General features: G+C 33.8%; 10 protein-coding genes and 1 rRNA gene. 4 read left to right on the forward strand and 7 right to left on the reverse strand.

Annotated elements, in window-relative coordinates:
- Window positions 1–10: 10 nt before the first annotated feature.
- Window positions 11–2134, forward strand: a complete 2124-nt coding sequence (gene scpA / locus NCC77_RS20015) for a methylmalonyl-CoA mutase (protein WP_250837166.1) — start codon at window positions 11–13, stop codon at window positions 2132–2134.
- 134 nt (window positions 2135–2268) lie between these two features.
- Here the strand turns inward: scpA and NCC77_RS20020 are convergent, their stop codons facing one another.
- The 4 genes from NCC77_RS20020 to dapF form a co-directional block, all read right to left on the reverse strand.
- Window positions 2269–2907 carry a peptidoglycan-binding protein LysM gene (locus tag NCC77_RS20020; protein ID WP_095931871.1) on the reverse strand — a complete coding sequence of 213 codons (639 nt, stop codon included), beginning with the start codon at window positions 2905–2907 and terminating at the stop codon, window positions 2269–2271.
- Between the two features lie 486 nt (window positions 2908–3393).
- A complete protein-coding gene (mltG, locus tag NCC77_RS20025; RefSeq protein WP_250837167.1) occupies window positions 3394–4434 on the reverse strand; it encodes an endolytic transglycosylase MltG in 1041 nt (346 codons plus the stop codon).
- Between the two features lie 10 nt (window positions 4435–4444).
- A complete protein-coding gene (locus NCC77_RS20030) occupies window positions 4445–4978 on the reverse strand; it encodes a GNAT family N-acetyltransferase (RefSeq protein ID WP_095931873.1) in 534 nt (177 codons plus the stop codon).
- Between the two features lie 29 nt (window positions 4979–5007).
- Complete coding sequence (dapF, locus tag NCC77_RS20035; protein WP_250837168.1) at window positions 5008–5790, reverse strand: diaminopimelate epimerase; 783 nt, start codon at window positions 5788–5790, stop codon at window positions 5008–5010.
- Between the two features lie 161 nt (window positions 5791–5951).
- Between dapF and NCC77_RS20040 the strand changes: the two genes are divergently transcribed.
- Both NCC77_RS20040 and NCC77_RS20045 read left to right on the forward strand, forming a co-directional pair.
- Window positions 5952–7352 (forward strand): trypsin-like peptidase domain-containing protein, encoded by a 1401-nt coding sequence (locus tag NCC77_RS20040; RefSeq protein WP_095931875.1) that lies wholly within the window; start codon window positions 5952–5954, stop codon window positions 7350–7352.
- Between the two features lie 187 nt (window positions 7353–7539).
- Window positions 7540–8988, forward strand: coding sequence for a glyceraldehyde-3-phosphate dehydrogenase (locus tag NCC77_RS20045; RefSeq protein WP_250837169.1), 1449 nt, complete (start codon window positions 7540–7542; stop codon window positions 8986–8988).
- A 64-nt stretch (window positions 8989–9052) separates the two neighbouring features.
- Here NCC77_RS20045 and NCC77_RS20050 read toward each other — a convergent pair whose 3' ends face one another.
- Window positions 9053–9511, reverse strand: coding sequence for an Lrp/AsnC family transcriptional regulator (locus NCC77_RS20050; protein ID WP_073416996.1), 459 nt, complete (start codon window positions 9509–9511; stop codon window positions 9053–9055).
- Window positions 9512–9712: 201 nt separating this feature from the next.
- On the opposite strand from NCC77_RS20050, the gene ald reads away from it, so the two are divergent.
- Window positions 9713–10831 (forward strand): alanine dehydrogenase, encoded by a 1119-nt coding sequence (gene ald / locus NCC77_RS20055; protein ID WP_250837170.1) that lies wholly within the window; start codon window positions 9713–9715, stop codon window positions 10829–10831.
- A gap of 123 nt (window positions 10832–10954) precedes the next feature.
- Here ald and pafA read toward each other — a convergent pair whose 3' ends face one another.
- Together pafA and rrf are read right to left on the reverse strand one after the other, a co-directional pair.
- Window positions 10955–12574 (reverse strand): alkaline phosphatase PafA, encoded by a 1620-nt coding sequence (gene pafA, locus NCC77_RS20060; protein ID WP_250837171.1) that lies wholly within the window; start codon window positions 12572–12574, stop codon window positions 10955–10957.
- Window positions 12575–12994: 420 nt separating this feature from the next.
- Window positions 12995–13104 (reverse strand): 5S ribosomal RNA (gene rrf, locus NCC77_RS20065).
- Between the last annotated feature and the right edge of the window lie 13 nt (window positions 13105–13117).

A 13117-nucleotide genomic window follows, 5' to 3' on the forward strand; every position in this document is an offset into this window, starting at 1 on the left:
CATATTTAAATTGAGAAAAGACCTTAAAAATATAAAGCTAGAAGTTAAAAGTCAGGAACCAGAAGTTAATTCTAGTTCTGACAACTTTACGACTGCCGAAGGAATCGAAATCAAAAAAAACTATTCGGAGAAAGATATCGAAGAATTGGAATTTCTTGATTTCGGAGCTGGTTTTGCACCCAATTTACGCGGACCATACGCTACCATGTATGTGAGACGTCCGTGGACCATTCGACAATATGCGGGATTTTCTACGGCAGAAGAAAGCAATGCTTTTTATAGAAAAAATTTAGCTGCAGGACAAAAGGGACTGTCCATCGCTTTTGACTTGCCAACACATCGCGGTTACGATTCAGATCACGAAAGAGTCGTTGGTGATGTTGGAAAAGCAGGTGTTGCAATTGATTCTGTTGAAGACATGAAAGTGCTTTTCGATCAGATTCCGTTAGACGAAATGTCGGTTTCTATGACCATGAATGGGGCTGTTTTACCTATTATGGCTTTTTATATCGTTGCTGCAGAAGAACAAGGCGTTAGTCCAGAAAAACTGGCAGGAACAATTCAAAACGATATTTTAAAGGAGTTTATGGTACGAAATACCTATATCTACCCTCCAACTCCTTCGATGAAAATAATCGCTGATATTTTTGAATTTACAAGCAAAAAAATGCCAAAATTCAATTCTATTTCCATTTCCGGTTACCATATGCAAGAAGCTGGAGCAACGGCAGATATTGAATTGGCTTATACTTTGGCCGATGGTTTAGAGTACATCAGAACTGGATTATCAACTGGAATGACGATTGACGATTTTGCTCCAAGATTATCTTTCTTCTGGGCGATCGGAATGAATCATTTTATGGAAATTGCCAAAATGAGAGCTGGCCGCATGATCTGGGCTAAATTATTAAAACAGTTTAATCCAAAAAGCGATAAATCTTTAGCCTTAAGAACACACTGCCAAACTAGTGGATGGAGTTTAACAGAACAAGATCCGTTTAATAATGTGGCGAGAACTTGTATAGAAGCTTCTGCAGCGGTTTTTGGAGGAACACAATCTTTGCATACCAATGCTTTAGATGAAGCTATTGCGCTTCCAACAGATTTCTCTGCTAGAATTGCTCGAAATACTCAAATATTTCTTCAAGAAGAAACCAAAATTACTAAAACAGTAGATCCTTGGGCTGGAAGTTATTATGTTGAAAGCCTGACAAACGATATTGTTGAAAAAACGTGGAAGCTAATTGAAGAAGTTGAAGAACTTGGAGGAATGACCAAAGCGATTGAAGCTGGAATTCCGAAACTTCGAATTGAAGAAGCAGCTGCGAGAAAACAAGCAAGAATTGACAGCGGACAAGATATTATTGTTGGCGTAAATAAATATCGTTTAGAAAAAGAAGATCCTTTGGATATTCTAGATGTAGACAATCAATTGGTTCGCAAACAACAAATTGAACGTCTGGAAGAAATAAAAAGAACCAGAGATTCTAAAAAAGTAAATCAATCACTAGAAAAATTAATCCTTTGTGCACAAAATGGACAAGGCAACTTACTGGAAATTGCCGTTGAAGCTGCGAGAAACAGAGCAACATTAGGCGAAATTAGTAATGCATTGGAAACTATTTTTGGCCGTTTTAAAGCACAAATCAAATCTTTTAGCGGAGTGTATAGTGCAGCAATAAAAAATGACGAAAATTTTGAGCGAGCAAAACAATTAGCGGATCTTTTTGCTAAACAAGAAGGTAGACGTCCTAGAATTATGATTGCCAAAATGGGACAAGACGGTCACGACCGAGGTGCAAAAGTAGTTGCAACAGGTTATGCCGATGTAGGTTTTGATGTAGATATTGGCCCATTATTTCAAACTCCTGCAGAAGCCGCAAAACAAGCTGTGGAAAATGATGTTCACATCTTAGGCGTTTCATCACTTGCTGCTGGACATAAAACTTTGGTTCCACAAGTAATAGAAGAACTAAAAAAACATGGACGCGAAGATATAATGGTAATTGTAGGCGGTGTAATTCCGTCTCAGGACTATCAATTCTTGTTCGATGCTGGGGCATCGGCCGTTTTTGGACCTGGAACTAAAATAGGCGAAGCAGCTATAAAAATCTTAGAAGCCTTAATAGATTAAAGTTAGCAGTCGGAGTTTTCAGTTATTAGCGATACGGAAAATAAATAAAGTTCTTGAGATAGCGTTTTAGCTCATGAAAGAACATAAAAAATAGAAAAAGAGGTTGTTACAAATGTGAAACAACCTCTTTTAATTTAGTCGTTTACTGTTGCGTTACTATCTGCCTCTATAAAAGAAAGATCGTAACCTGCAAAATCTCTCATGTAGCTTTTCAAAGAAGTCCCGAAAGCATCTCTAAAATGTCTGCTTCCTTTGTTTTTGAAAAAATTCTTTACAGAACCTGCACCACCTAAATGCGCTGCCGCTAAAATTCCAGATTCGGTAATTTCAATACCACTGATGATTTTACCTTGATACTTTTCGATTTCGTAACGTAAAATCCATTTGTTTTTGGCTAACAAAGCTATAAAAGCTTTTTCTTGTAGAGCAGGATCTTTTAAAAAGGCTTTATTATCATTAATTCCGATTGCTCTCAAAGCTTTAGAACCAAATTGATATTTACCCATATAACCAAGAGAATTTACTAGTCTGTATTGCCCTTGTGATTCCTTAAAAGCTACTGCCTCTTTAAATCCTATTAGATGATTTCCTGTGTATGGGACGTTGGTGTTCGGATAATCATCCTTTTCTTTTGATGGAAAAATATATTCTGATCCATCTGTTTTTTCAATTAAAAACCAAGGTTTGGTTTCTTTTTCTGAGGGAATAAATCCCAAACTTAAAAATGTAATAATAACGACTAAACTCGCATAAAAATACCATTTCTTTATCATAAATTGTTTTTCTTCAAGACGCTGTCACCCTCTTGAAATTTCTACGGTGCAAAGATAAGTTATTTCAAAAATATACTAAAAACCAATGCTTTAGCGTTTTTTACGTAAAACCGTAAATCGCGATCATCCCAGTTATGATAATGGTTTCCGTAAGATTTGAAGCTTATTTTTTTGACCTTAAAAATTGAAAAATGAGGTCAAAAAAAAACGTATTTTATATAAATTTTAAGTTTTTTTGGCTAAAAAGAAAGTATTATCTTACATAAAAATAGTGGTTTTTTATGCAAATCTTGAAAAGCAATTTTCGAATTTTATAAAATTCTTCATTAATAAATGTTTATTTTTTTATTATGATAAACTATAAAATCGTCAAAATAGCAATTTGATAAATTTTAGTTCTAAAGGACATTTTCGCCTCAAAAAGAAAACAAAAAAACCGAAGCAAAATTGACTTCGGTTTTTTTAATATTATTTAGACAAACAAAATTATCTTGTTACGCCCTGACTAGCGATCCAGTCTGAATATTTTTTTGCGTTTACATTGTGTTCTGCCAATGTTGCCGCAAACTCGTGATATCCGAAACGGTCAACACTTGCACAGAAATAAATATAATCGTTCTTTTCTGGGTTTAAAACTGCTTCTAAAGCTGTAATATCTGGCATTGCAATTGGTCCTGGAGGAAGTCCTTTGTTTACGTAAGTATTATATGGAGATCTCATAACTAAATCATTATAAAAAACTCTTTTAATAACTTGATCAAAATCGTTATCTCTCAATTTTAAAGCATAAATAACTGTTGGATCTGCTTGTAATGGCATTTCTAAACGCAAACGGTTTAAATAAACACCAGCAATACGAGGTCTTTCGTCTTTTTTAACAGACTCTTTATGTACAATTGATGCTAAAATTGTGGCTTGAACTGGAGTTAATCCTTGCGCTTTTGCTTTAGCGATTCTATCTGCTGTCCAGAAATTATTATATTCTTTAATCATTTTATCACGGAACTTCTCTGCCGATGTATTCCAATAAATTTCATACGTATTTGGAATAAACATTGCAAAGACGTTTTCTTCATTAAATCCGTTTGCGGCTAAAAATGTAGAATCTTTTATAGCTTTCATTAAGGATAAACTGTCCGCTTCGATTTCTTTTCCTATTCTTCCAGCAAAGTTTTCTAAACGTTCTTGGTTATTAAAAACTAACTTAACCGGAATATTAGAACGCATTGCACGAACTAGATCGATGTTGTTCATATCCTTCTTTAAAAGAAAACGACCCGATTTTACATTTTGCGGATAATCTCTTTTTTCAGCAACCATTTCAAAGTTGTCAAAATTCTTAATATAAGGTGCTAATATTTTCTTTACATCGGCATAACTAGCATCTGTAGGCACGTATACATATACTTCTTTCTCTTCAAATTTAGTATTAGAACTAAAAATTTTACTTACTAAAATAAAACCATATATCAATAGAACTGAAATAATGGCTACGGCACTTATTGTGATTATTTTCTTTAGACTCAAAGCTTAAAATTTAAATTTGTTTATTAATTAACTGATAAATTGCTTCATCATGATAGTGGTTATGATACAAAATCCAGTCTTTTTTGATTCCGATTTTCTTAAAACCAAATTTAGTAAAAAGTGCAAGACTTGCTACATTTTGAACACCAATATTTGCATACAATTGATGGAGATTTAAATTGTAAAAAGAATACTTTATTAAAAGCTCTAAAGCCTCAGAACCAATGTTTTTCCCTTGATTTTCTTCCTTCTGAATCACAATACCAATTCCAGCTCTATTATTTCTAGGATCAAAATCAAACAAATCAATCAATCCGATAGCAGGAAAATCTTCGTCTTGACAGATTGCCAAACGAAGTTGTTTTGCCTCATAAATATCTTGATGAGCATTTTCTAAATATTGTTTAATCAAAAAACGGCTGTAAGGAGTTTGTGTATTACTGACTTCCCAGATATTCTCGTCATTTTCTATAGAATAAATAAATTCTAAGTCTTGAGGTTCAAGAGCACGTAGATAAATAGAATCGCCTTTTAATGTTATCATTTTACAATTTTAGATTTTAGATTGTAGATTTAAATCTCAATTGTGCCTTTGAATACAAATTTTGCAGGTCCTGTTAAGAAAACATTTGTGTAAACATCATTATCTTTATCGAAAGAAACGACAAGTTTTCCACCTTCAACATTTAAATGAATTGAAGTTTGATCTGTTTCGCCAATCGCATTCATGGCAATTGCAACTGCTGTAGCTCCAGTTCCGCAAGCAAAAGTTTCATCTTCAACACCTCTTTCATAGGTTCTTAAAGAAAAAGTATCATTATCTACTTTTTTCACAAAGTTTACATTGCTGCCTTTTTCGCCATACAATTCACCATAACGAATTGCGGCTCCGTTCTCCTTTACATTATAATGTTCCAAATCATCTACAATTTGAACATGATGAGGAGAACCTGTATTTAGGAAAGTATAAGAATCTTTTTTCTGAATTTCGTTAACATCGATCATTTGTAAAGAAACAATCGAATCAGTATTAACAGAAGCATGATGCAAACCATCTGTTGCGATAAAAGTCGTTTTATCATCAATTACTCCCAATTGATTAGCGAAAGCAACAAGACAACGACCTCCATTTCCGCACATCGAACTTTGGTTTCCATCCGAGTTGTAATAGACCATTCTAAAATCGGTTTCGGTATCATTTTCTAAAAGGATTAATCCGTCAGCTCCAATTCCGAAACGTCTGTCGCACAGACGCTCAATAAGTTTAACATCATCTTTTGGAAAGAAATTAGAACGGTTATCAATCATTACAAAATCATTTCCTGTGCCTTGATATTTATAAAATTCTATTTGCATTTTTTAGTTGTTAGAAATACAAAAGTACGAACTATTAATTAATGAAATGTTAATCATTGTTAAAGAGCGTTAAACCGTTTTTACAAATAATTTTTTGAAGTAATTTTACGTTAAATAAAACATGAAACTTAAATTCTAATAACTTAATTACAAATTCTAATATGAAAAGATTTTCAGCCTTATTTTTAGTGTCATTATTAAGTGGTGCTATTACTCTTGGTGCTTACAAGTTATTATTTGAAAGCAACAATTCTTTTTTTGGAAAAGGAAATTCTGTTGTAACTCTTGCCCCTAACTCTTATGGAAAAAATGTTGGTTTAGGTGCTGAAATACTAGATTTTACCGAAGCCGCAGACAAAACTGTCCACACTGTTGTTCACGTAAAAAATGTTTCGAGAAGAACCGTAAGCAATCCGATGCTTGAGTTTTTCTACGGATACGGCGGACAGCAACAACAAGAACAAGTAGGAACTGGTTCTGGTGTAATTATTTCTGAAGACGGGTACATTGTGACTAATAATCACGTAATTAAAGACGCTACAGAAATTGAAATTACTTTAAACAATAAAAAATCATACAAAGCGAAGTTAATTGGTACCGACTCTAAAATGGACATTGCCCTTTTAAAAATCAATGCCGATGAGAAACTTCCTTACACTGCTTTTGCAAACTCTGACAATGTAAAAGTTGGAGAATGGGTATTAGCTGTTGGAAATCCATATAATTTAACTTCAACTGTAACTGCAGGAATTGTTTCGGCGAAAGCCAGAAATTTAGACCAAAGCGGAATACAATCTTTCATTCAAACTGACGCTGCTGTAAACCCAGGTAATAGTGGTGGAGCGTTAGTAAATGCGAGAGGAGAATTAATTGGAATTAATACGATGATTTCTTCTATGACGGGTTCTTATGTTGGATATTCTTTTGCCGTTCCTTCTAATATTGCTCGCAAAATTATTGAGGACATCATGGAATATGGAAATGTTCAAAGAGGTATTCTTGGAGTTGAAGGAGGCGAATTGAATGCAACGGCTTCTAAAGAATTGGGTGTAACAGAAACGCAAGGATTCTATATTAATAGAGTTTCTAAAAACTCTGGTGCAGAAAAAGCTGGTTTAACAAAAGGAGACATTATCGTAAAATTGGATGACCAAAATATTGCAACTTATGCAGATTTATCAGGTTATATCAATACAAAACGTCCAAACGATGTTGTAAAAGTAACTTATATTAAAGAAGGAAAAACTAAAACAGTTCCTGTAACGTTAAGCAAAAATGAGTTTTACAGCGCTGAATTTAAAGGAATTGAATTAGAAAACATTGATGCTGCTGACAAGAAAAAATTCAGAATTGATTATGGTGTAAAAATTAAAAACATCAGCAATGAAAATTTAATGCAATATCAAAATGAACTGCTAGGAAATATTATTCTAAGCATTGATAATGTAAAAGCAACCAACGTTGAAACTGTTTCAAAACTTTTAAGTAAAAAAGACGAAGGACAAAGCGTACGAATTGAAATGATCAACAGAAACGGAGAGATTTTCAGAATTATAATTTAAGTCTCTGTTTTCGGTTACTAAAAACTGCAAACTGTGACTGTCACTGAAAACTTCAAAAAAGTCATCTTAAGAAAATTAAGGTGACTTTTTTATTTGAAAAATAAATGCTAAAATAGTTTACGAAATCGATTGAAATGGATACTTTTGCGCCAAATTTTAAAATAGTGAGCATTTTATTTTTTCAATTATGAGTAACAAATCATTGTACCAAAAAGAGGTATCCTTACAAGTCGACCGAAGAAAAGCAGGTGTCGAATTAATTAAAGTCATAAGCGATTTATGGTATGACAAATCAATCGAGATGGTTTTATTCAAAAATCAATTATTGGATAAAAACGTTAGCGATATTATCAATCTTCATCAATACGCTGGTGAATTTGTTGGAAAACCAATTACAATATTCGATTCTGTCGAGATTGCAAAAGTGGTTTTATCATTAGATCTTCCGCCAGCAAAAATAGATCTAGGAAAACTAACTTACGAGTATCGTTTAGAAGATGAAAAATATCCCGATGCAAGATATTTTGTTATTGATAAGCTGAAAAAAGCAAAATCTTCAAAAGAAATCAAACCAAAAGATGTTGTTTTATATGGCTTTGGAAGAATTGGACGTTTATTGGCAAGAGAGCTAATGTCGAAAACAGGTAAAGGAAATCAGTTACGATTAAGAGCAATTGTTACCCGTGACAAAAATGACGCATCAAGCTTAGAGAAACGAGCTTCTCTATTACGATACGACTCCATTCACGGAGATTTCCAAGGATCAGTAATAGCCGACGCTAAAAATAATGCCTTAATTATAAACGGAACAACCGTTCATATCATTACTGCCAATTCACCTGAAGAAATTGATTATACCGCATACGGAATTAATGACGCTTTAGTTATTGATAATACTGGCGCATTTACAACAGAAGAAGCATTAAAAAGACATTTAACCTCAAACGGAGCAAATAAAGTTTTGTTAACTGCTCCAGGAAAAGGTGTTCCAAATATTGTACATGGTGTTAATCATAACGATTTTAATCCTGATGAAGTAAATATTTTCTCTGCTGCATCTTGTACAACAAACGCCATAACTCCAATTTTAAAAGTAGTTGAAGAAACTCTTGGAGTTGTAAAAGGACATTTAGAAACCATTCACGCCTATACCAACGACCAGAACTTGGTTGACAATATGCATAGAAAATACCGTCGCGGAAGAGCTGCTGCTTTAAATATGGTAATTACTGAAACTGGTGCAGGAAGCGCAGTAGCAAAAGCATTACCGTCGTTAGAAGGCAAATTAACATCGAATGCGATTCGTGTTCCTGTTCCTAATGGATCACTTGTTGTTTTAAATTTAGAAGTTAAAAAACCTACATCTATTACGGCAATCAATAAAATCATGAAGAAGTATGCCCTCGAAGGAGAACTGGTAGAGCAAATAAAATATTCTTTGAATAACGAATTGGTTTCGTCTGACATAGTAGGAACTTCTGCACCATCTATTTATGACAGTAATGCAACAATTGTTTCAAAAGATGGAAAAAACATTGTACTGTATATTTGGTACGATAACGAATATGGTTACAGTCATCAAGTAATTCGTTTAGCAAAATATATTGCCAAAGTAAGACGTTATACTTATTATTAATTCAACCAAACTAACTTTTTTTCTTAAAACCATCAGGATTTTCTTGATGGTTTTTTGTTTTGGTTTAAATAGGAAGAACAGTAGTACTCTTTACTTCTGAAATTACAAAAACGGTATTTATTAGTGAAACCTCAGGCAATATTGATAATTTTTTCTGGTGAAAATGATGGTAACTTTCCATGTCTGGAATTATGATTTTCAGCATATAATCGAAGTTTCCTGAAACATAATTGCATTCTACAACCTCGGGCAAATTCAAAATAGACTGATTAAATCCTTCCGAAGTATCATAAGTCTGTTTTGTCAGTGTAACTTGACAATAAACCGTCAAATTATTTCCAAGTTTTTTTTTATCTAAAAGCGTCACATATTTCTCTATAATGCCATCTTTTTCAAGACGTTTCACCCGATCATGAACAGGTGTTAAAGACAAATTTATTTTGTTTGCGATGTCTTTTAAAGTGTAGTGCGCATCTTCCTGTAACAGACGTAGGATTTTTTTGTCAATTTCATCTAAAGCCATAACGAAAACGTTTTATTAAAATTAGTCCGATTTAGTCTTTTTTTCTTTTTAAAGAATAAAATCTGCCTCTAAACAGAATATTTTTCTGTAAAAGTAAAAAATAAAATAATATTTTCTTATTTATTATGCATTAAACCATAATTTATTCTCTATCTGTAGATTTGTAAAACAATTTCAATAAAAACAAAAAAATATAACAAAATGATAATAGGTGTTCCTAAAGAAATAAAAAATAATGAAAACAGAGTTGCCTTAACTCCTGCAGGTGTTTCTGAAATGAAAAAACACGGACATACAGTTTATGTTCAATCTACTGCTGGATTAGGAAGCGGTTTTGCTGATGCAGAATATGCTGAAGCTGGTGCAGTTGTTTTACCAACTATCGAAGAAGTTTACGCTATCGCTGAAATGATCATCAAAGTAAAAGAGCCAATTGCTTCTGAATATCCATTGATCAAAAAAGATCAATTATTATTTACTTACTTTCACTTTGCTTCTTCAGAAGAATTAACTCATGCAATGTTAGAAAAAGGAGCTATATGTTTAGCTTACGAAACTGTAGAAAAAACAGACAGAAGCTTACCATTATTAGTTCCAATGTCTGAAGTTGCTGGTCGTATGGCAATCCAACAAGGAGCAAAATACCTTGAAAAACCATTAAAAGGAAGAGGAATTCTTTTAGGAGGTGTTCCAGGTGTTCCACCAGCAAAAGTATTAGTTTTAGGTGGAGGAATCGTAGGAACTCAAGCTGCTAAAATGGCTGCTGGATTAGGTGCTCAAGTTACTATTATGGACTTAAGTTTACCACGTTTACGTCAATTGGATGATATCATGCCTGCGAACGTAAATACAGAAATGTCTAACCACTACAATATCACAAGAGCAATTAAAGATGCTGACTTAATTGTTGGAGCAGTTTTAATTCCAGGAGCAAAAGCACCTCACTTAATTACTCGTGATATGCTTAAATTAATGCGTCCAGGAACTGTTGTTGTTGACGTAGCGGTAGACCAAGGTGGATGTATTGAAACTTGTACTCCAACAACTCACGAAAACCCAACTTTCATTATTGACGATATCGTTCACTACTGTGTAGCTAATATGCCAGGAGCTGTACCTTACACTTCTACTTTAGCTTTAACAAACGCAACTTTACCATATGCTGTACAATTAGCAAACAAAGGATGGGAGAAAGCTTGTGCAGAAAATGAAGAATTAAATAAAGGATTAAACGTAGCAAATGGAAAAATCCTTTACAAAGGAGTTGCAGAAGCTTGGAATTTACCTTTTAACGAAGAAATAGTATTAGCAAACGCATAGGCTAATACTTAAACAAGTGCTTACTAAGTCACTATTACAAAAGGCTTTTCTTAATTGAAAAGCCTTTTTTTTATACCATAAAAAAACCTGTCATGAAGACAGGTTTTCAAAATAATATTTATTCTATTTTTTACTATCCAGAACTTCAGTCATAACTTTCGCTTCTGTTCCATTTGGAAACGTAACTTTAATTTTCTGCGCTATTGTCGGAGCAATCTCTGTAATAGCTTTTTTATCGTAAGATTCTCCTTTTTTAATGTGCCAACCATAAAAAATAGCAGGTACATGTGTATCGTAGCTATAAATTGTTCCGTGTGATGTTCCTGTTGGTGTATATTCTATCATTCCAGGTTTATCTACAATAACTAAATCACCATTTTGTGTAACATCATATCCTTTTGCTACAAAATTAAGAGCATAATCATTTCCAGCATTAGCTAAAATTTCCTCTTCCGTATAAACTTTTTTAACTTGCGGCTGAGTAATTAAAAACTTTTTAAAAGCATCTTTAACTTTATCAAGATCCAATTTCTTATCCTTAATAATTTGCTTATTGAAGAACACATTAAAATTTGAATAATTTTGAATCAAATCTACACCAAAAGTCTTAGTTGAAAATTCCTGTAAGCTTTTCTTAACCTCTTTAGACGGATAATTATCCACATTATACTTACGGTCTTTCAAATAAATTACATTCTCAGCACCAGCATGATCAGCTGTTAAGAAAAGCAAATAATTTCCTTTACCAACCGTTTTATCAAGATAGGCTAAAAAATCAGCTATTGTTTGATCCAATCTCAAGTAAGTATCTTGAAGTTCCATAGATTTTGGCCCTAACAAGTGTCCAACGTAGTCTGTAGAAGAAAAACTTACAGTTAAAAAGTCTGTAACATTATCCTTTCCTAACTCTTCTTTTTCAATAGCTCTTTTTGCAAATTCAGCTAACAAATCATTTCCGAAAGGCGTAGCTTTAATAATACCAGCGTCATTTTTCTCATACATAGATTTTAAATCATATGGAAAAACTGGCGCAGCACTTCCATATAACTTCCCTTCATACGGATTATTATCTGGAAGACTTTCATTATAAACAGAAGCTGGTTTGTATAAATCCCAACCCTTATTAATATATTTTAAATAGTTTTTTTCATTATTGAATTCGGTAACCCATTCAGGCAATTTCTCTCCATAAAAAGTACTAGAAATAAAAGATCCTGTTTTACTGTACCAAAATGCCCAATTTGCAAAGTGACCAGCAGGCAATATAGCTCCACGGTCTTTTAAACTCATTCCAATAACTTTTCCAGTAAAATTAGTTGCCATTCTAACTTCATCAGTAATAGTTGTACTTTGAAGGTTTTTTGGAGACATAGCACCTTCTTCTGCTGTACCGTCACCTACTGTTTTAACACCCGCGTCATCAGTACAGTACATATCTTTACCAAGCGTTCTGCTAAACCATTCGTTACCTACAATTCCGTGAGTCGCTGGAGTTGTACCTGTGTAGATTGAAGCATGTCCAGGAGCAGTATAAGTTGGCATATAATTGTAATGCATATTCTGGAAAGTAAATCCATCATTCATTAGTCTTTTAAAGCCATTTGGAGAAAAATCATCTGAAAAACGATATAAATATTCCATTTTCATTTGATCGACAACTATACCCACCACTAACTTTGGACGTTGTTGTGCACTTAAGCCTGTTACAGCAAGAAGCGCTAACAATAAAATATTTTTCTTCATGTTTAAAAAGTAATTTAAACAGCAAAAATACTCATTCAAATCCAAAAAGTCTAAAGTATCAATATCTAACCGCCGATAATTGTCTATAATTTAACACTTATACGCACAAGGTTTCTAATGTTAATGGCGTTTCCCTCCGGGCCGTGCTGTCCGCTGTATCTTTTGCGGATGGATGTTTAGGAAGAAAAGAAGCCCTGCGTGCCCCGCAAAAGGATGCCGCTCCCATCACTAACGCACCCCAAAATCAATCAGAAGCTGCCATCCAATCATGGGGCAGTTTTGCAGACACTCTAAAAAGCAGAAAATCCCTTCCGATCTATCGGGAGGGATTCTTAAAGGAAAGGCGGAACTCCCGCACAGTTTGCATATTTTCCAAAAAGCAAAAAATCCCTCCCGATAAATCGGGAAGGATTCTTAAAAGAAAGGCGACGACATACTCTCCCACAAAACTGCAGTACCATCTGCGCAGGCGGGCTTAACTTCTCTGTTCGGGATGGGAAGAGGTGAGCCCCGCCGCAATAACCACCTTAAGAAGTTACAATT

The organism is Flavobacterium tyrosinilyticum, from assembly GCF_023656565.1.
GTDB lineage: Bacteria > Bacteroidota > Bacteroidia > Flavobacteriales > Flavobacteriaceae > Flavobacterium > Flavobacterium tyrosinilyticum.

Coding starts and splice junctions, on each gene's coding strand:
- NCC77_RS20020 (WP_095931871.1), bottom strand. CDS start 2,907: ATGATAAAGAAATGGTATTTTTATGCGAGTTTAGTCGTTATTATTACA.
- pafA (WP_250837171.1), bottom strand. CDS start 12,574: ATGAAGAAAAATATTTTATTGTTAGCGCTTCTTGCTGTAACAGGCTTA.
- NCC77_RS20040 (WP_095931875.1), top strand. CDS start 5,952: ATGAAAAGATTTTCAGCCTTATTTTTAGTGTCATTATTAAGTGGTGCT.
- ald (WP_250837170.1), top strand. CDS start 9,713: ATGATAATAGGTGTTCCTAAAGAAATAAAAAATAATGAAAACAGAGTT.
- NCC77_RS20050 (WP_073416996.1), bottom strand. CDS start 9,511: ATGGCTTTAGATGAAATTGACAAAAAAATCCTACGTCTGTTACAGGAA.
- NCC77_RS20030 (WP_095931873.1), bottom strand. CDS start 4,978: ATGATAACATTAAAAGGCGATTCTATTTATCTACGTGCTCTTGAACCT.
- dapF (WP_250837168.1), bottom strand. CDS start 5,790: ATGCAAATAGAATTTTATAAATATCAAGGCACAGGAAATGATTTTGTA.
- NCC77_RS20045 (WP_250837169.1), top strand. CDS start 7,540: ATGAGTAACAAATCATTGTACCAAAAAGAGGTATCCTTACAAGTCGAC.